Genomic DNA, 22,576 nt, shown 5'->3' with positions numbered 1-22,576 from the left:
CGGGTTCATACCCAGTCTTTCTTGCGGAAAATGAAGAACATGCTCAGGCCCAGTGTAACCATCAGACCAATCACAACAAAATAGCTGTATTTCCAGTTAAGCTCTGGCATATTCGTAAAGTTCATGCCGTATATACCGGTAATGACCGTCAGCGGCATGAAGACCGTGGTAATGGCGGTAAATACACGCATGATCTCATTCGCCCGGTTCGCAATACTGGATTGGTAGGCTTCTCGCAAGTTGCCCATCAGGTCGCGATAAGTCTCAAAGGTTTCTGATATTTTTACAGCATTCTCATAGATGTCACTGAAATACTTTTGCAGTTGATCATCGATGAGACGCAGATCTTTTTTGTTCAGGGTGTTAATGACCTCTTTCTGAGGTCCGAGCACTTTCTTCAGCCACAGAATCTCACTGCGCAGCCCGATGATTTCATTCAGATGTGACTTTTTGGTGTGCATCAAAATGTCTTCCTCAAGCTTCTCGATCCGTGCTTCAATTCGGTCACCTACGGTGAAATAATTATCAACAATCAAGTCAACCAGCAAATACAACAGACGATCCGGTGTACTGATTTCCTGTTCCCACAGGATTGGTTTCAGTGTGCGCAATTCGCTGACCTTTTGCTTTGTAACACTAATAATGAAATGTCTGCCGAGGAATAAGTTCACCGCACGTAGAAATATCTCTTCATCATCGAAACGGATGCTATTAATCACAATAAAATAATGGTTCTCATAAATTTCAATCTTCGGACGTTGTTCTTCGTCACTAAGACAGTCTTCCACAGCCAGATCATGCATCAAGAACAGCGGCTGAAGTACAGCCAAATCGTCTACGTCTGCATCAATCCAGTAAAATCCTTCCGCTGGTGGAGTCAGCGCCTGCTGAATGTCGTCCACCGGAATAAATACACCGTTGTTTACCAACCGGATTTTCATCGTTAATCTACTCCTTCTGCACCCGCCAACTTGGCGGATATTATCATTATGGGCGCAAAAAGAACAAATCAGCCGGTCGGCAGCGGAGCCTGGAGATCAGGGCTGCGTTCACTATATAATCAAACGGAAGTCACGTCCCGCTGCCGGCATGCTGATGTCAATTCTCTATGCAGTTTGTCGGAATTCGGCTGCCAGTCAGGCCTCGGGTCGCCATCCATTTAATATGTCACCTCTCACATAAGGGTTTATAACACCTTGTTTAGTATACCGCTGGTACAAGGTGCTTTCAAGCGCAAAAATGTGTCTATTTCGCGCCCTGAGGCAGTGTATGACAACGGATGATGAACGGTTCCGATCTGGACAGCAGACGGAGAACTGCAACTTGACGTGAGGGCATTAATGTAATAAAGTAGACGGTGAACCATATTAAATTACAATCTAATACAGCGAAATCTTATCAAGAGTAGGTGGAGGGACTGGCCCGATGAAACCCGGCAACCGGCGGTATACCGCACGGTGCTAATTCTTGCAGCGACTAAGTGTCAAGTGGCACTGTTGTAACTGAGAGATGAGAGAGGCGCATATCTATTTACATATGACCTTTCTCGAAATCCGAGGAAGGTCTTTGTCATATGCCCCGACTTCTCAGCAGTGATTTTCGCTAAGGGAACTTGAGGTTGTTTGTAACGTTGGATGAAAGAGCAATTCAATGTTTTTACAAGCTCAAGGCAGACTATAACTGTATTGATGTGAAGACATCAAGCCAGAGGTGGCTGCATCTATCTATGCACAAGGAGGAGTTAGACTTACCATGCCAATCAAAATACCCGATACTCTACCAGCAAAAGAAGTACTTGAAGGAGAGAATATCTTCGTCATGGATGAAACTTCTGCATATCAGCAGGATATTCGTCCACTCCGTATCGCTATATTAAACCTGATGCCCACAAAGGAAACGACCGAAACACAATTGCTTCGTCTGGTGGGAAACACGCCTATTCAGGTGGATGTTGTTCTCGTACATCCCAAATCCCATACGTCGAAGAATACGTCTCAGGAGTATTTGGATCTGTTCTATAAAACCTTTGATGAGATTGAGCACCGTCGTTTCGATGGAATGATCATTACGGGTGCCCCGGTGGAACAGATGGATTTCGAAGACGTGAACTATTGGAATGAAATCCAGGAAATCTTCGAATGGACCAAAACCAATGTGACTTCAACCCTCCACATATGTTGGGCTTCCCAGGCAGGTTTATACCATCATTTTGACGTACCTAAGGTTGCACTGGATAAAAAGTGTTTTGGCGTTTTCCCGCATACCATCAATAAACCACATGTTCCGTTGTTGCGTGGATTCGATGAAGTATTCAACGTTCCACATTCCCGTCATACGGAAGTGAGACGCGAAGATATTGAAAAGAATGAGAATTTAGAGATTTTGGCTGAATCCGAGGAAGCGGGGATCTTCCTGGTTGCTACCAAAGACGGCAAACAGATTTTTGCCACAGGACATGCCGAGTATGACCCGTTCTCATTAAAGTGGGAGTATGACCGGGATACAGCCAAAGGGTTGGATATCGCATTGCCTAGACATTATTATCCGAATGACGATCCTTCCCGTGTGCCACCGGCTACTTGGCGCGCTCATGCCAACTTATTATTCTCTAACTGGCTCAATTACTATGTGTATCAAGAAACACCTTACGATATTGGCCCGCAAATCTAATCGAGATTACAGGAGGATGCAGCAATGGAAGACAACAACAAGTTGAAAATCGAAAGCCGCTTAGCACAAATTGGGTCCATCAATGAACCGGTAACAGGCGCCATTAACTTTCCGATCTATCAATCCACTGCGTTTCGCCACCCGAAGCTTGGACAAAGCACGGGGTTTGATTATATTCGTACGACTAATCCAACCCGTAAAGTATTGGAAGAAGCCGCCGCAGCGCTGGAGTCCGGTGATGCAGGGTTTGCCTGTAGCTCGGGAATGGCCGCGCTGCAAACGATTTTTGCCATGTTTGGTCAAGGGGATCATCTGATTGTATCGCTGGATCTGTATGGTGGAACCTATCGTCTGCTTGAACGCATCTTGTCCCGTTTCGGCGTAACTGCAAGTTATGTGGACACGAATGACCTGGCAGCACTGGAGAAGGTTCGTCAACCGAATACCAAAGCTGTATTTATTGAGACACCAACCAATCCACTGATGATGATCACCGATGTGGAAGCTGTTGCTTCCTGGGCGAAAAGTTACAACCTGTTGACCATTGTTGACAACACGTTGTTGACTCCATTTTTCCAACGTCCGATTGAACTGGGTGCCGATATTATCATTCATAGCGCTACCAAATATCTGGGCGGACACAATGATGTGCTCGCCGGACTAATTATTACCAAAGGTGAGGCGTTATCTGCTGAGATGGCATTCCTGCATAATTCCATTGGAGCGGTATTATCTCCAAGTGACTCCTACCAGTTGATGAAAGGTATGAAAACGCTGGCTCTTCGCATGGAGCGTCATGAGCACAATGCACTTACTATTGCCAAATACTTGCTTGAGCACCCAGCGGTGGTTGAAGTATATCATCCAGGTCTATCCGATCATCCGGGGTATGAAATACAGAATAAACAATCCACCGGTAACACAGGTATCTTTTCTTTCAAAGTGAAGGATGCACGTTATGTTGAACCATTGCTGCGTCATATCAAACTGATCGCTTTTGCCGAAAGTCTCGGTGGAGTGGAATCACTCATGACCTACCCAGCGGTACAAACGCATGCGGATATTCCGCTTGAAATTCGTGAAGCCGTAGGTGTGGATGACCGTTTGCTCCGGTTCTCTGTAGGCATTGAACATGCGGATGATTTGATTGCAGATCTCGGCAATGCTCTGACAGCTGCACAACAGGAAGTGGAAGGAGGCGTGCACTCATGAGTGAGTCCAATAACAAGCCCAATTCCGAGTTGAAGTTTGATACCAAATTGCTCCATTTTGGAGATGAAATTGACAAAACAACTGGAGCCTCCAGTGTACCGATCTACCAAGCATCAACCTTCCATCATTTTGATATCTTCAATCCGCCTCAACATGATTACAGTCGTTCGGGTAATCCGACACGTCAGGCTTTGGAAGATTACATCACATTGCTGGAGGGCGGGGCACGAGGCTTTGCCTATTCTTCCGGGATGGCTGCGATATCAAGCGTGTTCATGATGTTCTCCGCAGGGGATCACATGATTGTAACGGAAGACGTATATGGAGGTACGTATCGTTTGCTTACTTCCATATTAAGCCGTATGCAGATCGAGACAACCTTTGTAGACATGACCAATATAGATGAAGTAAAAGCGGCACTCAAGCCAAACACCAAGGCAGTTTATATGGAAACACCGTCGAACCCTACACTGCGAATTACGGATATCGCTGCTGTAACTGACTGGTCGAAGGAACATGACCTGATCACGATTCTGGATAACACCTTTATGACACCGTACTATCAGCGTCCAATTGAGCTTGGTGTGGACATCGTCGTACATAGTGCTACGAAGTTTCTCGGAGGTCACAGTGATGTACTGGCAGGGTTAGCGGTTGCTCGCACGGAATCACTTGGCGTACAACTGAAACAGTTGCAAAATGGACTTGGAACTGTACTCGGGGCACAAGAGTCCTGGCTTCTGATGCGCGGGATGAAAACCTTGGGGGCTCGTATGGCCCATAGTGAACGGAGCACAGCCAAACTGGCGGCATGGCTTAATGAGCGCAGTGATATTACCGCTGTCTTTTATCCTGGACTGGAGGATCATCCGGGCCGTGAGGCACATGAGCGTCAGTCCACAGGATATGGAGCTGTAGTTTCTTTCGACGTAGGTTCAGGTGATCGCGCAAAAGCAGTTCTTAACCGGGTGAAGCTACCCATAGTTGCTGTAAGCTTGGGAGCTGTGGAGAGTATTCTGTCCTACCCAGCGATGATGTCTCATGCGGCAATGCCGGCTGAGGTTCGCCGTGACCGTGGCATTACAGATGGGTTGCTGCGCTTCTCCGTAGGTCTGGAAGATATCGAAGATCTGATTGTAGATTTGGAACAAGCACTTCAGGAATCCTAACAAAAGTGGATACCCGAATACGCCGATGCGTATCACTTAATCTCGAATAAATTCCATTCCATATGTAAAAATTTTTACTTATTTTTAAAGCACCTGTACATAAGGTGCTTTTTTTCACATGTAACCTGTGTTACGATATGTGGAGTACAGAAATACGATGTTGCCACCAGAACTTGCTTCTCTTGAACAAGTTGGGACGGATCGTTATATAATTTCTCTTCATGAGGGAGGCTTTTTTACGATGAGTACGGTAGACCGTATCTTAGATAAAGCCCTTCGGGGCGAACGTTTGGACTTGGAAGACACGATTGAGCTATTTGAATCGAATGAAGTGGACAAAATCGGGGCAGCTGCTAATGTCATTATGAAACGCATGCACCCTGAACCATACAGAACATTTGTAATTGGGCGTAACGTCAACTACACAAACGTGTGTGATGTATACTGCCGTTTTTGTGCTTTCTACCGCAGACCTGGTTCGGATGAAGGTTATGTGCTTCCGGACGAAGTTATTTTCCAGAAGATTCAGGAAACGGAAGATGTGAATGGTACCGAAATTTTGATGCAAGGTGGAACGAATCCAAACTTGCCTTTCAGCTATTATACAGACCTGTTGAAAGCCATCAAAGAGCGTTTCCCAAACATCACGATGCACTCATTCTCCCCAGCGGAGATTATGAAAATGGTTGAAGTGTCCGACGGCCTTACATTGGAAGAGGTTGTTCGTGCCATTCACGAAGCTGGACTGGATTCCTTACCTGGCGGCGGCGCTGAAATTCTGGATGACCGCACACGTCGGAAAATCAGCCGCTTGAAAGGTTCATGGCGGGATTGGATGGACGTTATGCAAACTGCACACCGTATCGGCATGAACACCACAGCAACGATGGTTATCGGCCTTGGTGAATCGATGGAAGAGCGTGCATTACACTTGCTCCGTGTACGTGAAGCTCAAGACGAATGTATTGCGAACAAGTATGACTCCGAAGGTTTCCTGGCATTCATTCCTTGGACCTTCCAGCCAGACAATACCAACCTTAAGCTGGAGCGTCAGACTCCGGAAGAGTACTTGAAGACTGTAGCCATCAGCCGACTGGTGCTTGATAATATCAAGAACATTCAATCCTCTTGGGTAACCATGGGTCCGGAGATCGGTAAGAAGTCGCTTGAATTTGGCTGTAATGACTTTGGTAGCACGATGATTGAAGAGAACGTTGTATCTGCTGCTGGTGCAACATATAAAGTTAACATTGAATCCATTCTGCGTTTGATTCGGGAGTCCGGTTATATCCCGGCACAACGTAACACTAGATATGACATCGTTCGTATGTTCGACGAAGAGAATGCCGTGCATGAAGATTTCGTAATGCAGAACTAATCCTGTTTATTTAATACTACTCCCATAAATGCTGATCGTTAGATAAGTATTTATGAAGCCAAGCCCGCTGACTACTCCGTTTGGAGAGACGGCGGGCTTTTTGATTTCTTTCTGCGGTTCGAGGTCATCAAACAGTACATGTTACGCAATTGGCGATATTTTATATTGAAATTGAACTGTTACAATGAAAGGGAACTTGTGTAGTCAGACACGCTGGAGGGGGTTAAACCGATGAAGAGAAGAATACTTGGCAAGACGGAACTGGACGTACCTGTATTGAGCTTTGGAGCATCCTCACTCGGTTCTGTATTTCGTGACATTGACCGGGACGAAGGGATTCGCACTGTACATGCGGCCGTAGATGCAGGGATGAATTACATAGACGTTTCGCCTTACTACGGGCTGACAAAAGCGGAGACCGTGTTGGGTGAAGCCATCCGCAGCTTGCCGCGTAGTTCATATATGTTATCATCCAAAGCCGGACGGTATGGGGAAAATGAGTTTGATTTTTCACGTCAGCGGATTCTGGATAGCGTGCAAGAGAGTCTGGATCGATTGCATACAGAATATATCGACATTCTGTTCCTGCATGATATTGAATTTGTGCCAGCAGAGATCATTATCGAAGAAGCTTTTCCAACGTTGCTGCGTCTGAAAGAGCAGGGAGTTATACGACATGCGGGCATTTGTGGATTGCCCTTGCCTTTGTTCGAGAAGGTTCTGCCACAGATCGATGCGGATGCGATCATCTCGTATTGTCATTATTCATTGAATGATACCTCATTATTATCGTTATTGCCCCTGTTGGAAAAAAAAGAAATTGGCCTCGTCAATGCTTCGCCTCTTTCTATGGGCTTGTTGAGTACCCGAGGGGCTCCTGCCTGGCATCCGGCAGATGATCGGGTGAAACAGCTCTGCCTGAAGGCTGCCCGCTTCTGTGCAGAACAAGGCAGTGACATTGCCAAGCTGGCCGTGCAATTCTCCACATCGAATGAACGGATTCCGACAACACTGGTGAGCAGTGCCAGCCAGCGAAATATCCTCAATAATGCAGCCTGGATAGAGGAACCGATGGATCAGAGCCTGCTGGATGAAGTGCTGCGCATTCTGGCTCCATTGCATAACGAGACGTGGTCAAGCGGACGACCTGAATATAATACGAAGCCAAGCAACACGACAGCAGAAGCATCCAAGGGGGAACAACGATGAGAGCCATTGTATGTGAAGAAATAGATCAATTGAAGCTCCAGGACCTGCCTCAGCCGGAACGAGCAGAAGGAGAGGCGTTGGTTGCCATTCGGCGGATTGGGATCTGTGGAACGGATCTGCATGCGTACAAAGGCAATCAGCCATTCTTTACCTACCCTCGCGTACTCGGTCATGAACTGGCTGCTGTTATTGAAGAGATCGGTCCGAACGATGCAGGACTACAGCCAGGGGATCAGGTAAGTATTATTCCGTATCTGCATTGCGGTCAATGTATTGCATGTCGCAGTGGAAAGACCAATTGTTGTGTGTCCATGCAAGTCATGGGTGTGCACGTAGACGGAGGCATGAGAGAAAGAATCAGCGTGCCTGTCTCACACCTGCTCTCAGCAGAGGGTTTGACACTGGATGAGACGGCAATGGTAGAGCCATTAAGCATTGGAGCCCATGCCGTCAGAAGAGCGGGAATTAAACCTGGTGAGCATGTGGTTGTGATTGGAGCTGGTCCCATTGGACTCGGTGTGATGGCATTTGCCAAACAGGCGGGGGCGCGTGTTATTGCCGTTGATCGTAATCTGGACAGGCTGGAGCTTAGTCGGACTTGGGCTGGAGCGGATGACCTGGTACAGGCCAATGAACATACTGTACAACAAGTGGCTGAAATTACGGGAGGCGACTATGCTACAGCTGTCTTCGATGCAACAGGTAATGTGAATTCCATGAATGAGGCCATTCAATATGTGGCGCATAGTGGTCAACTTATTTTCGTGGGACTGGTGAAAGCGGATATTACCTTTCATGACCCCGAATTTCACAAGCGGGAGATGAGCATCCTGGGTAGTCGAAACGCAACCCGTGAAGACTTTGAACAAGTCCTGTCGACCTTGCGTCAAAAGAAATTAAGCATGGATGGGTATATCACACACCGCGTGGAATTTGATGAGTTACCTACTGCAATAGATCAATGGTTATTGCCAGATTCACATGTAGTCAAAGCTATCGTTGAACTATAATATCAATTAATTATAATAACAGAAAAAACGCTCTCTGACCTTGTTGGACAATACTGTCCATCCATAGGGGAAGAGAGCGTTTTTTTATTTTTCCGGATTCGTTACAATACCCGCATGTGGATCAATGTGACGCACAATGGACTTCAACCAGATCATCTCCAGCACATGTACCTCATAATAAAGTGCACCCGGGATTTGCCTGATCCATCCTTCCGCCATCGCGAGTTGTGTTGAGTCAGAAGTGGCTTCCAGAATTCCAGGTTCACGGCGTAGCCGTTTGCGTACAGCTTTTTCAACTTGAGAGCTTTGTGTAGTCAAAATGCATACTTTGCGTTTGGAAGAGAAGCCCCTGAACGCAATGTACACCATTTCATAAGCAATAAGATAGGCGATTACGGAATACATCGCTTGGTCCCAGCCAAAGACAACACCAGCAGCTGTCAGTATCAACAAGTTAAGCAGCATGATTATTTTTTCGATAAGCATCCGTTTTCCGCTAAATACACGTTCAGGTGGGCGGGAAGACGGATCACCGATTTCCAGCGTATCCAGTGTCCCGCCATACCGCACGACGAGCCCAATTCCGAGTCCGAGGCATAATCCGCCAAACATGGCGGCAGCCAGCGGATGCTCTACAAGTGGCGGCATGGGATGAAGCACAATGGCACCGATCGAAAAGACAACCAGACCTAGAACAGTAACCAGTACAAATTTCTTCTGCACAATCTTGTAAGACAGAAATATAAACGGAACATTGAATAAAAATAGGAACAATCCAATCCTCATTTCGGTCCAGTGGGCGAAGAGTGAGGAAATGCCTGTAATGCCTCCAATAATAATCTTATTGGGGTGTAAGAACAATTCAAGTCCCACGGAGGCCAGAATTCCGCCCGCAATAACGAGAAACAGGTTTAACCAGCGGCGGGTAGACGATATCCTGGTCTTGGCGGTGTTTGGCACCGGATTAGCCGATATCAGAGGTGCTTTCATAGGTCATCCTCCTTAGTGCGGCTTTCGTGCCATTCTCCCTGGGTTAGTCACAGAAAGATCGGCGTAAGAGCCGCGAAGTACGTTAGTATGTCTGTTCTGTACAGACATAGGGATTATCCTTCTTTCTGCAGAACCTTTGGTTCTTCTTTCTTTTTCCGAGGATCTTTGAACTTGAATATTTTATCCAATAAACGGAATACATGTTTGGACTCTTTGGTTAATAAAGGACCCAGAATGGCCAGAATTAGGACATACAGCGCAGCAAATGGTTGAATCATTGGCAATAGTCCCCCGGCTTTACCCATGTTCGCCAAGATGATGGAAAACTCACCCCGTGACACAATGGTTAATCCGATATTCGCCGATGCTTTGGGTGATAGTCCTGCACTGCGCCCGGCCAGCATACCCGCCAGGAAGTTACCGAACAATGTAATAACAACTGCAATCAGAGCTAACCATACGGCATCGCCACCCAAGGACAACGGATCAATGGACAATCCAAAGCTGAAGAAGAAGATTGCTCCGAAGAAGTCACGGAACGGTAGAATCAAGTGCTCAATCCGTTTCGCGTGTTCTGTTTCAGCAAGCACCAGACCAACCAGTAATGCACCAATCGCTTCGGCAACATGAATAGTTTCAGAGAAACCAGCTACCAGGAACAAGGCTCCAAATACAACGAGAGAGAATAGCTCATTCGATCGAATTTTAAGCAATTTGTTTAGTAGCGGTGTTGCTTTGCGTCCAAGGATAATCACGATAAGCATGAATCCGAGGGCAATAAGTGCAGACATGATGACGCCTCCGATGGAGGATGAATCACTAAGCACAAGTCCGGACAAGATCGAGATATATACAGCGAGGAATACATCTTCGAACATAATAATACCCAATATCATCTCTGTTTCCGGGTTGGCCGTTCGTTTCAAATCGACGAGTACCTTGGCCACAATGGCACTGGAAGAGATGGTAGTTATACCTGCAATAATAAGTGCTTCTGCAACTGGGAAACCGGACACAAAACCGAATATTAATCCCAGCGTAAAGTTAATGCCGATGTAGATCGAGCCGCCAACTGCAATAGAGCGACCCGATTTAATTAAACGACCTACCGAGAATTCAAGTCCAAGGTAGAAGAGAAGGAACAGGATACCGATCCGACCCATAAATTCAATAAAAGGCTGACTCTCAATAAAACGGAAGTCCAGATGCCAGATTTTCATGGCATGTGGCCCAACGGCCATCCCGATCAGAATATAAAATGGAACGACCGAAAATCTTAGTTTTGCCGATAAAAGGCCGGCTGCTGCAATGAGCACAAGGGCCAGACCTACTTCGAATATCAAATGATCCATCTATTTACCCCCTTCCAGTCAGGAGGAGGGATTTAAACAGTTTCTGCTGATTGCGTTCGCCAACGGCTACCACCGTGGATTCTGCACTGATAACTACCTCCGGACCTGGGCTGATATGTTTTTTGTGATTTTTCTCTACAACGGCGATAACCGTTGCCCCAGAGTTTTGACGTACGTCCAATTCACCGATGGATTTACCGATACTTCCGAAGGATGGTTCGATTTTGTACCACTCGATAATCAGGTCGTCAAACGTTACTTCAATATTTTCAAGCTGTTTTGGTTTGTAAGTTAATCCGCCAACAATAGCAGCAATCTGTCGTGCTTCGTAATCGTCAAGTGTGATCATCGAGATGCTTTGATCGGGATCATCATACTCGAAGTGGTACATTTCCCGGCGACCGTCATCGTGAATAATAATGACAATTTTATCACCGCTGCTTGTTTCAATTTGAAATTTTTTGCCGATTCCCGGCAAGTCTGTTTCGCGTACATCCATGGATTGTTGCCTCCTTATAATTAGGGGCTGGCCACAGAAGACAGGCTTATTTCCCGAAAATGATAAATCTGCTGCTCAAAGGAACATCAAAAGATGCGGGTAAACAGAGCCAGAAATTCCTGACACAGCCATATGATTTGAATTTGTCGATGTGGGTACAACAAAAATAGGTACTGTCGTAAACATTGGTTTATCTAACGTGTGCTAAAAGGGTTATAAGTTATGCACAAGCGCACCGTCTTAAATACAGAGGTGTCTCCATGCAAAAGCAACCTGTAAATACGGTGTAACGGCTAGTGAAGAGCGTTCACGTATTTTGGTGCTAAAGGGGTGAGGGATACATACATGCTGGTAAACTTAATAGGTAGCAGAAATAATCTGCGTTTAAACAGACAATACCACGGTTTAAAGGACAGACCCGTTGTAGGGATTCGCAGCATCAATAACAATGCGAGGACAAGAAAGACAGGCTTATTATGCGTAACCGCAATCAGCTTGGACATGACTTGTGGGTATTTGCGAATAACAGGTTTCTGCTGGGATTCGGGTATTTGCGACAGCACTTCCTTGTTGGAAGTTGCATCAACAGACACCCCAACGGCAGATTCGGACTGCATCGGAATAGGGAAGCACAAGGCTTGGAAAACGCACAAAATGATAATGATAGTGTAGTGGAGTATTCTAGGTTGTTGTCTCATTTTGGCTTCCCTCCTTTCCCGTGAAACATACTGTTATTAAAATAATAACACATTTTTGTCTTAACTCCAAACCTCTTCATAATATACTGAGAAATCATGACACGCTTTCCATCAATCCGCTTCGTATATCCCCATCGGCCTTGCCATATACTTTGAACAGGAAGGAAAGGAGTGATTCTTGTGGAACTGTTTGCTGTATGGACCGATGTATCGGGGCAAGAGGAAGCGGATCAATTTTATCGTTGTGTCAAGGAAAAAACCAAAGGTTTACATATAAGTAAAAGAGGATTTCGGCTCACCTTCAAACATAATGATGGAAGAGCAACCTGGGTGTGCAGAGGGAATGAGAATCACGAAGACTTCCAGCAATGGCTTCCCCGGATCAGTGATCTGCTCTCCCTTGGACTCGCCGACTTCATTATGGAGACACAAGAACGGAGCATGGTGGAGGATATGATCGCCAAGGCGTGTTCTGTCATGGATGAGCATGAGGTGGAGAAGGTCAATCGAATCTGCATGCCACTTCTATTAAATGGTGATCTGGATCAGCCCGGACTTCGGGAGCGCCGCCGTACTACGTTAGCCAGTGGACTACGGCAGGATTTGGAGGATGTTCACTTTTTTCACCTTGAAGGCATTATCAACTTCCGCATACGGCCATATAAGCAGGAGCTTCAGGAATTAGTGGAGTATGCGCTCGATGAGTTCTGGATGGATCGGCAGTATGAAGAGTTTATGGGGCTGTTAAAATATTTTGTATTTTTTCAAGAAGCCAAAGTACCTCTGGTCCATCTTGTACACAAGGGAATGCATGAATTTCAGGTGCTGGATGCTGGACTTAATCTGTTACCCGTGCAAAAGGATGAACAGGTTGTTGTGGAAATGCCGGGTCTGGAACTGGAGATGGATATTGAAGATATGATTGTAAGTACACTCATCTCTATCTCTCCTGAGAAAGTCATGCTTCATACACGTACCCCGGATCTGCCAATCATCTCGACCATATGCCAGATCTTTGAAGACAAAGTGCAAATATGTCATCATTGCCCGGAATGCGAAGTGCTGCGCTCAGGATTGTTGACAGGTCTTGACGCAAGTGATCTCGGCAATTATAATAACTGTTGATCCATGAATTTTTCATGTGAACCATTGAACCAAAAGCGTTGACAAAGACAACAACCACACGCAAGATCGGTGCAGAGAGAGGAACCTAGGCTGAAATTTCCTCCGGATATCACGTATGGTTTACCCCTTTGTAGCTGCAATTTTGAAAGTGGAGTTAGAATATCGCCTTTATTGGGGATTATCCGCGAGTAAGGATCTGCCGGGTCATGCCCGTTATCGTCATGCCAATGAGGGCTGTGTCTCCGACTAGGATGAATCAGCTGAATTAGGGTGGAACCACGAGTATATATCACTCGTCCCTTTGCCGGGACGGGTGTTTTTTGCGTTCCTTTGCAAAATGACTGGAATAGCAATAGATAATCAGTCCATAAATATCTGGACACGAAGGTTACATTAACAGGAGGAATGAGACAAATGGCAGTGAACATTAAACTACCGGATGGTTCGGTACGTGAGTATGCGGATGGCAGCAGCATTGAGGACGTAGCCGCTTCAATTAGCAGCGGATTGCGCAAAAATGCCGTAGCCGGCAAGCTGGATGGTATCGTGGTGGACTTGTCCACAACACTTCATGAGGGAGCATTGGTGGAGATCGTAACTCTGGATTCACCAGAAGGACTTGAAGTGATGCGTCATAGTACAGCTCACTTGATGGCTCAAGCAGTGAAACGTTTATATGGTAACAAAGAGGTACGCCTCGGTATCGGCCCTGTCATTGAAGATGGTTTCTACTATGATATGGATCTCGAACATGCGCTCAATCCTGAAGATCTGCAAAAGATCGAGAAGGAAATGGAACGTATTGTGAACGAGAACTTGCCAATTGTACGTAAGGAAGTTAGCCGCGAGGACGCGATCAAAACGTTCGAAGAAGTGGGCGATCCTTACAAACTTGAGTTGATTCGTGATTTGCCAGCGGACAGCGTGATTACGATTTATGAGCAAGGTGAATTCTTCGACTTGTGTCGTGGTCCTCACGTTCCATCAACTAGCAAAATCAAAGTGTTCAAACTGATGAATGTCGCGGGTGCTTACTGGCGTGGAGATAGCAAAAACAAAATGCTTCAACGTATCTATGGTACGGCTTTTGTGAAAAAAGCACAGCTGGACGAGCATTTGCACTTCCTCGAAGAAGCTCGCAAACGGGATCACCGTAAGCTCGGTAAAGAGCTCGAAATGTTCACATTCTCCCAACTGGTCGGCCAAGGCCTGCCAATCTGGTTACCTAACGGTGCGAAGCTGCGCCGTACTCTGGAGCGTTATATTGTGGATCTGGAAGAAAGCCTGGGATACCAGCATGTATACACACCTGTTCTGGGTAACGTGGAATTGTACAAAACATCTGGACACTGGGAGCACTACCAGGATGATATGTTCCCGAAAATGGTAATGGATAACGAGGAACTTGTTCTCCGTCCAATGAACTGTCCTCACCATATGATGGTGTACAAGTCCAGCATGCACAGCTACCGTGATCTGCCAATCCGTATTGCAGAGCTTGGTATGATGCACCGTTATGAAATGTCGGGGGCATTAACAGGTCTGCATCGTGTACGTGCAATGACACTGAACGACTCACACATTTTTGCACGGCCGGATCAGATCAAAGAAGAGTTCGCTCGTGTTATCGAGTTGATTCAAACAGTCTATAAGGATTTCGGTATCAACGAATACCGTTTCCGTCTGTCCTATCGTGATCCGCAGGATACCGAGAAATACTTCCAGAACGACGAGATGTGGGAGATGTCCCAACGCATGCTGCGTGAAGTTGTGGAAGAACTTGACCTTCCATTCTATGAAGCTGAAGGTGAAGCGGCGTTCTACGGTCCGAAGCTGGATGTACAGATCAAAACAGCTCTGGGCAAAGAAGAGACATTATCTACGGTTCAACTGGACTTCCTGTTGCCTGAGCGCTTTGAACTTGAATATGTGGGCGATGACGGACAGAAACATCGTCCAGTCGTTATTCACCGCGGTGTAATTAGTACAATGGAACGTTTCACAGCATTCTTGCTGGAGAACTTTGCAGGAGCTTTCCCATTGTGGTTGTCTCCGGTACAGGCAAAAGTGATCCCGGTATCCGGAAACTTCGACGATTATGCGCGTGAAGTGGAAGCGAAACTGAAACGTGCGGGAATCTCTGCTGAAGCCGATCTGCGGAACGAGAAGCTTGGATATAAAATCCGTGAGGCGCAGCTTGAGAAAATGCCTTATATGTTTGTTGTTGGTGAGAATGAGCGTAATGCAGAAGCCGTATCCGTGCGTAAGCGTGGAGAAGGCGATCTGGGCATGAAACCGGTCGATGAAATAATCGCTCAATTGAAAGAAGAAATCGCAACACGTTTGGTATAAATGAACAAATGATCTATCAGATAACCAGTGCATAAGTTGCGCTGAACACTCTGCATAACGCCTGGATAACATGGGATTGACCTATGTTATTCAGGCGTTTTTTCGTAGTGTTTGCAGTAAAAAGTATAGATTAATTGCTTTTTGGAAAACCTTTGCAGTGAGGGGGAGGTTATACAATGAAAAAGCAATTCTCAATTCAAAAGGAACATATACGGGGTTTATTGGTTGGCTGTGTGATGTTCGCCGGGATGATGATTAACCTGAATCAGGCGGATGCCTATACATTTGAAGATGAAAGTACAGTACTGCATGTCGAGAGTCAGAGCAGCGGCAGTGAAAGTCCGATTATTGAAACTTCGAGCAAGTCTGATCAGGAATTTCCAGAACAGGTTAGCCATGAATACAGCGATGAAGCCCAGTTGACGACCATGGTGTATATGGCTTTATTGTGGTCACCACAACCAATGGTCATTCCAAGACCTGAGGTTCCAGAGAAACAAGTGGCGGATCCGTCTATGCCGGTGCTTGCTCCGCGTTCAGAACAAATACTGGGTACACAAAAGGTTACAGCAACGGGATATACGGCAGGTGTGGAGTCTACAGGAAAAGGACCCAAACATCCTCAATACGGAATTACGTATTCTGGTGTAAAAGTACGTCGTGATAAAGAAACAGTTTCCACGATTGCAGCTGATCCAAAATTGTTCCCGATGGGTTCCATTCTGTACATTCCGGGCTATGGTTACGGGATTGTTGCAGATACGGGTTCAGCGATCAAAGGCAATAAAATCGATCTGTATTTCCCGACAACCAAGCAAGTGTACAAAGAGTGGGGCAAAAAGGATGTGGAGGTACAGGTGATCAGGCAAGGCGCTGGAAAGTGTACAGAAAAGATGCTCAGCGAGTTGGCCGATGCGATCGATGTGTACAAATCCGTACCGGACTCCTGGCTGGACAAGGCCATTTAATTTCACACGTGAACATGAATAACTGAAGTGCTCTCTTCACATAATACTGACTGGGGACGAACCCCGCGGTGCAGCAATGCATCGTAAATATGAAGAGAGAGGTGATTCGTTGTGGCTAAAAAATCACAAGGGTACCAAACGCCAAACGAGAAGTACAATGCAGAGTTTGGAGAAGAGAATGCAGCAGCAAAAGTGAAGCAATCCGCACAAAACAAAGTACAAGATAATTTCCAAACACCTGATGAAAAATACAATGCCGAGTTCGGTGTAGAAAACACAGGCCAAACTGGCCAAGGTCAAGGCAAAGCATCAAAATACAAAAAATAATTGAAGATTCATTAATCAAATGATGATTCAGCACCCTGGAGCACCAGCTCCGGGGTGTTTTACATATGCGAAGTTTTTTACAATAATATCCTCCCATCTCAGTCTCGAGACCGAGATGAATTCCATCTGCCGCCGCTGTTCTCATTATCTTGTCTGAGTTACACTGGATACATAATACAGACAAAGGAGACATGAGCGATGAAACGATCGACGCGTGACCGCTGGTGGGTGGGCATACCTCTTATTGCTATTGGTGCGATGATCTTGTTCAGACAATTGGGATATGACATTGATGTAGGATATATTTTCAGAACATATTGGCCGTTATTTCTAATCTGGTGGGGGGCCAAAGGAATATCCGAGATTCGTCGCAACGGGGGTTACGCCTTTATTGGACCGGTAATTGTACTGGCGATAGGTGGTTACTTTCTTGCTCGTAACCTGGGATGGATTGATTACTCCATGGGGGAGTTCATTCGTTATCTGATTCCGGTTATGCTGATTGGCGGAGGATTGTTTGTACTGATCGGGCCACGTCGTCGTGATCGGAAACATCATGACAAGATGCAGCCACCTCCAGCACCTGAGCAACCTTATAAACCGTTGGCTCCGGAGGATCTGGAGATGCCGTCGTCGTTTGATGAACAGTTCGAGAAAACATTTGGCAAACCAAAACAGGAACAGAAGAACGATGCACATGGCCCTCATTTCACAGGATCAACGGATTCATCATCACAAGGGCATCAATATAAGAAGAAACATCAATCGTATAACTCTAACGATACTGGATATGGAAAACATTATGATGATGGCTACGGAAATGGTTATGGGGATTATGGCAATGGCAATACCATTAACAAATCGGCGTTCATCGGGGATCTGTACATGGGGCAGGAAGTGTTCTCGTTAAAACCAATGAACATCTCGGCTTTTATCGGAGATACCGTAATTGATTTGACGAAGGCACAGATTCCTTATGGGGAGACGAAGATTGTTATTTCTTCATTTATTGGGGATGTGAAAGTATTTGTTCCGGAAGATATGGATCTGGGTGTGACGGTGACGACAAATTCCTTCATTGGAGATATGTCACTGTTGAACCAGAAACGCGGCGGATTCCTGAGTAGTGCCCAGGCTGAAACTACCCATTACCTTGAAGCTAGCAAAAAGGTACGGATTATTGTAAGTGTGTTTATCGGAGACGTCAAAGTGAATAAGGTGGGTTAACGCATGATTCGAACAATTCTCAAGGCCAATAAATGGGAACTGATGATGTATTTTGCGCTAACCGGTCTGATTACGCTGGGCGGATTCTATCTATTGTATGGAGAGGTGTTGATGGGGGCTGGTCGTCAGCGGGCATGGACCTATGTTGCCGTTGTTGTGCTGGCCACCGTTATCACCGGATATATCGCTGCTTTACGACTTCAACGCAAGATTGACCTGCTTGATCTCAACATGTTGAAAGTGTCCAAGGGTAATCTGGCGGTGCGCATGCCTGAAGCGGATGACGCTTCGTTTGGTCGTGTCTATCAGGAGTTCAATGTCATGATGGATTCGATTGAGAAAAAGATGAGACTGCTTCAGCGCCTCGGTGAGCAGGAAGTCATTGAGAAGGAGCAAGCCTCGGAGCGGGCTGTGCTTGAAGAGCGCAAACGAATGGCAAGGGACCTCCATGACACGGTTAGCCAGCAGCTGTTTGCCATGCATATGTCGGCTTCGTCCTTACCTCGTCTGCTGGAGATGAATCCTGAACATGGTGGTAAAGTACTGGACCAGTTGATCCAGATGTCACATATTGCACAGCGTCAGATGCGAGGACTGATTGCCCAACTTCGACCGGTAGAGCTGGAAGGGCGTGACCTCACCGCAGCACTGGATAGCTGGTTTCCTGATTATTGCAGGCAGAATGGTCTTAAAGGTGTGAAAGAGCTGGAACTGGATGGCGGAATCTCGGATGCCATTGAGCACCAGCTGTTTCTTGTTATTCAGGAGGCAGTTGCCAATGTTGTGAAGCATGCAGAGGCGGGAGTGGTTAGTCTGTCCATACGGGAGAGTGAACATCAGATCAGCATGAGCATCAGCGATGATGGTCAGGGATTTTTACAGCAAGCGGAGCGTCCGGGTTCATACGGGTTATCTACCATGCGTGAACGGGCGGAGAAGCTTGGGGGGCAAGTTCAGATTATATCGAAACCGGGAGCGGGAACGACGGTGCGGGTATTGATCCCGAAATTCCCGAACGTTCCTGAGTGAACCAGAGGGGGAGACGCAATGAGTGGGAAAGTAAACGTGATGATTGTGGATGACCATGATATGGTGCGCATGGGGTTGAAAACATATCTAATGCTGGAACCTACTTTTCATGTGATGGGAGAAGCGGGACACGGGCAGGATGCGCTTGATCAGTTACGTAAGTTAAATGTTAGTGAAATGCCGGACCTGATTCTAATGGATCTGATGATGCCGGTAATGAATGGCGCTGAAGCAACAAAAGCCATTATGACTGAATTTCCAGGGATGAAAATTGTGATGCTTACCAGTTTCCTGGAGGATGATCTGGTTGTGCAAGCGATTGAAGCTGGTGCGGTAAGTTATGTACTGAAGACAGTCTCTGCTGAAGAACTGATCTATGCTCTGCAAGGGGCCTATAGAGGCATGCCTGTTATGACAGGTGATGTGTCGCAGGCGTTAACCCGGGGAATCAGACAACGTACAGCGAGAGAGAGTGAATCGGGTCTGACTGAACGGGAGAAGGAAGTGCTGCTGCTTATTGCAGAGGGGAAGACCAACAAAGACATTGGAGAAGAATTACATATCAGTATCAAAACCGTCAAAACACATGTGAGTAACCTGCTGATGAAATGTGAGATGGATGATCGTACACAATTGGCAATCTATGCGCATCGTCAGGGATGGGTGAAAACGAAAGGGTAAAATGCTGTCATGACGGGGAAAAGAGTCTATTCTTACGTGCTTTTATCTCCTTTTTAATTGTTTTTAAGGTACGGTTAAGGTTTAAAGTACAAAATAAGGACAGTTAAAGAATATCTCTTGGGAATAAGAGATTGGGAGGTAGAGAGGCATGGACGAACGCAACTATAGATCGAACCGTCAAGACGAGGAAAACGAAACCAAACAAACGGAGAACCGCAATTCTTCCGGAACGGACGAATCCTCCTATTATTATTCTTATGGACCTTTTCAGTCCGTGAATCAGGAAGATACAGCAAATCACATGGGAAGCAATAATCAGCGTGAAGAAGGAAATGTAGAGATTACAAAACCTGATCCGGTGAGACCCGTACCTACTTACTATAATAGTGAATCATCCGAACAAGCGAAAAGATCATCAGCAGGCGGCGGAAACGGCTCAGGTAACGGTGGAGATCAAGGGAATGGCGGCAAAGGCAACTGGAACTATAATAACCGCAAGCCACGTTCTTCCGTAAGATCACTTCTATTTTCCTTTATTGCCGGTATGCTGGTCATCACAGTTCTCATGTACACAGCTGACAGAACAAACATGTTTACACCGGAGACGGCACTTACGAACACGGAAAATCAAAGTTCAGGACAGGAAGCGTCCACAAACACAGGCGGAGGTAACAATGTCACAGCGTCGTTACTGCCAACAGGCAAAGAAGATGTGTCTTCCGTAGTAACAAGTACAAGTCCGGCTGTTGTCAAAATTGAAACACTCGCGAAGCAGTCCTCACGTACAGGATTGGGTCAGGGTGGATCAAATACAAGTGATCCGCTGTACCAATACTTCTTTGGTAATGGCGGCGGAACAGAAGGCAATCAAGGCCAAAGCCAGCAACCACAAAGTAGTAATCAGCTTGTGCCTATGGGCATTGGTTCCGGATTCATTTTTGACAAAGAAGGATATATCCTGACGAATCAACACGTGGTTCAGGGTGCAGACGTAATCCAGGTAACCCTGGAGAACAACAGCAAACCTTATGAAGCTAAATTGCTGGGAAGCAGCTTTGATCTGGATTTGGCTGTATTGAAAATTGAGAAAAACAGTGGTGACGATGCGTTCCCTGTAGCTCCACTGGGTGATTCCAACAGTACTCAAGTCGGTGAATGGCTTGTAGCTATTGGTAACCCTGAAGGATTCGAACACACGGTTACAGCAGGTGTATTGAGTGCCAAAGAACGTACGATCAGCATTCCAGATGAAGAAACAGGAAAAACACGTGAGTACAGTCATCTGCTGCAAACAGATGCTTCGATTAATCCGGGTAACTCCGGTGGTCCGTTGCTTAACCTGAATGGGGAAGTTATCGGAATGAACGTTGCAGTAAGCGCAGATGCACAGGGTATTGGTTTTGCAATCCCGTCGAGCGTCATTTCTGAAGCTGTTAAATATCTTAAAGAAAACAAAGAAGTTCCCAAAGAGCCAGTACCCTTTATCGGTGCGTCTCTGATGGCTCTCACGCCTGAAGTTGCTAAACAAATGGGAACAGACGTTACCGAAGGTTCTGTCGTAGCCAGCACGATCTTCCAATCACCGGCTTACCAAGCAGATCTTCGTGCATATGACATCATCACAGGTGCCAACGGTACGCCGTACGCGACAAGTCAAGATCTGATTGATTTTATCAAGAAACAGGAAATCGGCAGTGAAGTGACATTAAACGTGGTACGTGACGGTAAGAAGATGGATCTGAAAATCAAAATCGGCAACAAAAATGATTTTGATACTTCACAAACAACAGATACACAACAGCAGCAACCATAAATATCAGGTAAGGATTGACAGAACGGAAGGGTTTGAAGGCCCTTCCGTTTTTTTTGCCCTGATGGAGCAAGGTTACAATGGACCAGGACGGATTGGAGACGCCTACTTGAAGATGCAGATTGTGCTTCTGCCTGTTACAATGGGATAAAACGTTAGGATAAAGGAGAAAGACCACCATGCGCTCAACTATTTTGATTGTGGATGATGACGAAAAAATTGTATCCATGCTCCGCCGGGGGCTGGCTTTTGAAGGATATGAGGTACAGACGGCTTCCAATGGAGCTGAAGGCCTCAGCAAACTGATGGACAAGGAGCCGGACATCGTTGTGCTGGATGTGATGATGCCGCAGATTGACGGATTTGAGGTATGTCGCAGATTGAGAGAAGCAGGCAGTAAAGTGCCTGTGCTGATGCTGACGGCCAAGGATGAAGTACAGAGCCGGGTGACCGGACTGGACACAGGAGCCGATGACTACCTTGTAAAACCTTTTGCGCTGGAAGAATTGTTGGCACGTGTCCGTGCATTGCTGCGCCGCAAGTCAGATAGTGGGGGTACGCCGGACAACCGCTTAATGTATGAAGATATCATTTTGGACAATGACTCACGTGAAGTATTGCGAGATGGGCAGCGGCTGGAGCTGACTGCCAAAGAATTCGAACTGTTGAATCTGTTCATGCAAAATCCAAGACGGGTACTGTCCCGTGATCTGATTATGGATAAAATCTGGGGTTATGATTACAGCGGTGAGTCTAACGTGCTCGAAGTGTACATTGCCATGCTCAGACAGAAGACCGAAGAATACGGTGGCAAGCGTCTAATCCAGACCATCCGGGGAGCCGGCTATATTCTGAGAGGTGACTCCTGAT

Annotated in this window: 21 protein-coding genes and 1 riboswitch; of the genes, 16 read left to right on the top strand and 5 right to left on the bottom strand. The window is 46.3% G+C overall.

The features are described from left to right. Positions 1–5 precede the first annotated feature (5 nt). Positions 6–941, bottom strand: a complete 936-nt coding sequence (gene corA / locus MKX68_RS02050; RefSeq protein ID WP_062833460.1) for a magnesium/cobalt transporter CorA — start codon at positions 939–941, stop codon at positions 6–8. 451 nt (positions 942–1,392) lie between these two features. Continuing rightward, positions 1,393–1,516, top strand: a riboswitch (SAM riboswitch). Positions 1,517–1,752: 236 nt separating this feature from the next. On the opposite strand from corA, the gene metA reads away from it, so the two are divergent. From metA to MKX68_RS02020, 6 genes are all read left to right on the top strand, one after another. Then, entirely contained in the window at positions 1,753–2,670 is a 918-nt protein-coding gene (metA, locus tag MKX68_RS02045) for a homoserine O-acetyltransferase MetA (protein WP_340908695.1), read from the top strand. 24 nt (positions 2,671–2,694) lie between these two features. Continuing rightward, entirely contained in the window at positions 2,695–3,882 is a 1,188-nt protein-coding gene (locus tag MKX68_RS02040) for a PLP-dependent transferase (protein WP_076327044.1), read from the top strand. Continuing rightward, on the top strand, positions 3,879–5,051 hold the full coding sequence (locus tag MKX68_RS02035; RefSeq protein WP_036669808.1) for a trans-sulfuration enzyme family protein: 1,173 nt from the start codon (positions 3,879–3,881) through the stop codon (positions 5,049–5,051). The genes MKX68_RS02040 and MKX68_RS02035 overlap by 4 nt, the downstream gene beginning before the upstream one ends. 241 nt (positions 5,052–5,292) lie before the next feature. Further along, entirely contained in the window at positions 5,293–6,429 is a 1,137-nt protein-coding gene (gene mqnC / locus MKX68_RS02030) for a cyclic dehypoxanthinyl futalosine synthase (protein ID WP_340908692.1), read from the top strand. A gap of 231 nt (positions 6,430–6,660) precedes the next feature. After that, entirely contained in the window at positions 6,661–7,638 is a 978-nt protein-coding gene (locus MKX68_RS02025) for an aldo/keto reductase (RefSeq protein WP_340908690.1), read from the top strand. Continuing rightward, positions 7,635–8,648 (top strand): zinc-binding alcohol dehydrogenase family protein, encoded by a 1,014-nt coding sequence (locus MKX68_RS02020; protein ID WP_340908689.1) that lies wholly within the window; start codon positions 7,635–7,637, stop codon positions 8,646–8,648. The genes MKX68_RS02025 and MKX68_RS02020 overlap by 4 nt, the downstream gene beginning before the upstream one ends. An 84-nt stretch (positions 8,649–8,732) precedes the next feature. Here the strand turns inward: MKX68_RS02020 and MKX68_RS02015 are convergent, their stop codons facing one another. From MKX68_RS02015 to MKX68_RS02000, 4 genes are all read right to left on the bottom strand, one after another. Then, positions 8,733–9,638: a YitT family protein gene (locus tag MKX68_RS02015; RefSeq protein ID WP_051447155.1), complete on the bottom strand. Its 906-nt coding sequence runs from the start codon at positions 9,636–9,638 to the stop codon at positions 8,733–8,735. Between the two features lie 113 nt (positions 9,639–9,751). Then, a complete protein-coding gene (locus tag MKX68_RS02010) occupies positions 9,752–10,990 on the bottom strand; it encodes a cation:proton antiporter (RefSeq protein WP_036610060.1) in 1,239 nt (412 codons plus the stop codon). Between the two features lie 4 nt (positions 10,991–10,994). Beyond that, positions 10,995–11,489, bottom strand: a complete 495-nt coding sequence (locus tag MKX68_RS02005) for a cation:proton antiporter regulatory subunit (protein ID WP_036610059.1) — start codon at positions 11,487–11,489, stop codon at positions 10,995–10,997. A 293-nt stretch (positions 11,490–11,782) separates the two neighbouring features. Then, positions 11,783–12,187: a hypothetical protein gene (locus MKX68_RS02000; protein ID WP_340908687.1), complete on the bottom strand. Its 405-nt coding sequence runs from the start codon at positions 12,185–12,187 to the stop codon at positions 11,783–11,785. 180 nt (positions 12,188–12,367) lie between these two features. Between MKX68_RS02000 and MKX68_RS01995 the strand changes: the two genes are divergently transcribed. From MKX68_RS01995 to MKX68_RS01950, 10 genes are all read left to right on the top strand, one after another. Next, complete coding sequence (locus MKX68_RS01995; protein ID WP_124113713.1) at positions 12,368–13,312, top strand: putative sporulation protein YtxC; 945 nt, start codon at positions 12,368–12,370, stop codon at positions 13,310–13,312. Between the two features lie 115 nt (positions 13,313–13,427). Then, the gene (locus tag MKX68_RS01990; protein WP_340908682.1) at positions 13,428–13,562 is read left to right on the top strand and encodes a hypothetical protein; all 135 of its coding nucleotides are present in this window, start codon (positions 13,428–13,430) and stop codon (positions 13,560–13,562) included. Between the two features lie 164 nt (positions 13,563–13,726). After that, a complete protein-coding gene (thrS, locus tag MKX68_RS01985) occupies positions 13,727–15,664 on the top strand; it encodes a threonine--tRNA ligase (RefSeq protein WP_340908680.1) in 1,938 nt (645 codons plus the stop codon). 464 nt (positions 15,665–16,128) lie between these two features. Next, complete coding sequence (locus tag MKX68_RS28670; RefSeq protein ID WP_445671100.1) at positions 16,129–16,632, top strand: 3D domain-containing protein; 504 nt, start codon at positions 16,129–16,131, stop codon at positions 16,630–16,632. Positions 16,633–16,743: 111 nt separating this feature from the next. Further along, complete coding sequence (locus tag MKX68_RS01975; RefSeq protein WP_036610057.1) at positions 16,744–16,959, top strand: hypothetical protein; 216 nt, start codon at positions 16,744–16,746, stop codon at positions 16,957–16,959. A gap of 198 nt (positions 16,960–17,157) precedes the next feature. Next, positions 17,158–18,186 carry a cell wall-active antibiotics response protein LiaF gene (gene liaF / locus MKX68_RS01970; RefSeq protein ID WP_340908676.1) on the top strand — a complete coding sequence of 343 codons (1,029 nt, stop codon included), beginning with the start codon at positions 17,158–17,160 and terminating at the stop codon, positions 18,184–18,186. Positions 18,187–18,189: 3 nt separating this feature from the next. Next, a complete protein-coding gene (locus MKX68_RS01965; protein ID WP_036669825.1) occupies positions 18,190–19,215 on the top strand; it encodes a HAMP domain-containing sensor histidine kinase in 1,026 nt (341 codons plus the stop codon). 18 nt (positions 19,216–19,233) lie between these two features. Further along, positions 19,234–19,896, top strand: a complete 663-nt coding sequence (locus MKX68_RS01960) for a response regulator transcription factor (RefSeq protein WP_340908671.1) — start codon at positions 19,234–19,236, stop codon at positions 19,894–19,896. Between the two features lie 148 nt (positions 19,897–20,044). Further along, a complete protein-coding gene (locus MKX68_RS01955; protein ID WP_340908669.1) occupies positions 20,045–21,709 on the top strand; it encodes a S1C family serine protease in 1,665 nt (554 codons plus the stop codon). A 176-nt stretch (positions 21,710–21,885) separates the two neighbouring features. Beyond that, the gene (locus tag MKX68_RS01950; protein ID WP_091014684.1) at positions 21,886–22,575 is read left to right on the top strand and encodes a response regulator transcription factor; all 690 of its coding nucleotides are present in this window, start codon (positions 21,886–21,888) and stop codon (positions 22,573–22,575) included. Position 22,576 lies beyond the last annotated feature (1 nt).

The sequence above is a fragment of the Paenibacillus sp. FSL M8-0212 genome (assembly GCF_038004645.1).
GTDB lineage: Bacteria > Bacillota > Bacilli > Paenibacillales > Paenibacillaceae > Paenibacillus.
The sequence above is the reverse complement of the archived record's forward strand: the minus strand, read 5'-3'. Positions and strand labels throughout refer to the sequence as shown.

What these genes read in the sequence shown, in the direction of transcription:
- MKX68_RS02035 (WP_036669808.1), top strand. Translation starts at nt 3,879, where the DNA reads ATGAGTGAGTCCAATAACAAGCCCAATTCCGAGTTGAAGTTTGATACC.
- metA (WP_340908695.1), top strand. Translation starts at nt 1,753, where the DNA reads ATGCCAATCAAAATACCCGATACTCTACCAGCAAAAGAAGTACTTGAA.
- MKX68_RS01990 (WP_340908682.1), top strand. Translation starts at nt 13,428, where the DNA reads ATGGTTTACCCCTTTGTAGCTGCAATTTTGAAAGTGGAGTTAGAATAT.
- MKX68_RS02040 (WP_076327044.1), top strand. Translation starts at nt 2,695, where the DNA reads ATGGAAGACAACAACAAGTTGAAAATCGAAAGCCGCTTAGCACAAATT.
- MKX68_RS02020 (WP_340908689.1), top strand. Translation starts at nt 7,635, where the DNA reads ATGAGAGCCATTGTATGTGAAGAAATAGATCAATTGAAGCTCCAGGAC.
- MKX68_RS02025 (WP_340908690.1), top strand. Translation starts at nt 6,661, where the DNA reads ATGAAGAGAAGAATACTTGGCAAGACGGAACTGGACGTACCTGTATTG.
- MKX68_RS01960 (WP_340908671.1), top strand. Translation starts at nt 19,234, where the DNA reads ATGAGTGGGAAAGTAAACGTGATGATTGTGGATGACCATGATATGGTG.
- MKX68_RS02005 (WP_036610059.1), bottom strand. Translation starts at nt 11,489, where the DNA reads ATGGATGTACGCGAAACAGACTTGCCGGGAATCGGCAAAAAATTTCAA.
- MKX68_RS02000 (WP_340908687.1), bottom strand. Translation starts at nt 12,187, where the DNA reads ATGAGACAACAACCTAGAATACTCCACTACACTATCATTATCATTTTG.
- MKX68_RS28670 (WP_445671100.1), top strand. Translation starts at nt 16,129, where the DNA reads ATGGTCATTCCAAGACCTGAGGTTCCAGAGAAACAAGTGGCGGATCCG.
- mqnC (WP_340908692.1), top strand. Translation starts at nt 5,293, where the DNA reads ATGAGTACGGTAGACCGTATCTTAGATAAAGCCCTTCGGGGCGAACGT.
- MKX68_RS01965 (WP_036669825.1), top strand. Translation starts at nt 18,190, where the DNA reads ATGATTCGAACAATTCTCAAGGCCAATAAATGGGAACTGATGATGTAT.
- liaF (WP_340908676.1), top strand. Translation starts at nt 17,158, where the DNA reads ATGAAACGATCGACGCGTGACCGCTGGTGGGTGGGCATACCTCTTATT.
- MKX68_RS01955 (WP_340908669.1), top strand. Translation starts at nt 20,045, where the DNA reads ATGGACGAACGCAACTATAGATCGAACCGTCAAGACGAGGAAAACGAA.
- corA (WP_062833460.1), bottom strand. Translation starts at nt 941, where the DNA reads ATGAAAATCCGGTTGGTAAACAACGGTGTATTTATTCCGGTGGACGAC.
- MKX68_RS01950 (WP_091014684.1), top strand. Translation starts at nt 21,886, where the DNA reads ATGCGCTCAACTATTTTGATTGTGGATGATGACGAAAAAATTGTATCC.
- thrS (WP_340908680.1), top strand. Translation starts at nt 13,727, where the DNA reads ATGGCAGTGAACATTAAACTACCGGATGGTTCGGTACGTGAGTATGCG.
- MKX68_RS02015 (WP_051447155.1), bottom strand. Translation starts at nt 9,638, where the DNA reads ATGAAAGCACCTCTGATATCGGCTAATCCGGTGCCAAACACCGCCAAG.
- MKX68_RS02010 (WP_036610060.1), bottom strand. Translation starts at nt 10,990, where the DNA reads ATGGATCATTTGATATTCGAAGTAGGTCTGGCCCTTGTGCTCATTGCA.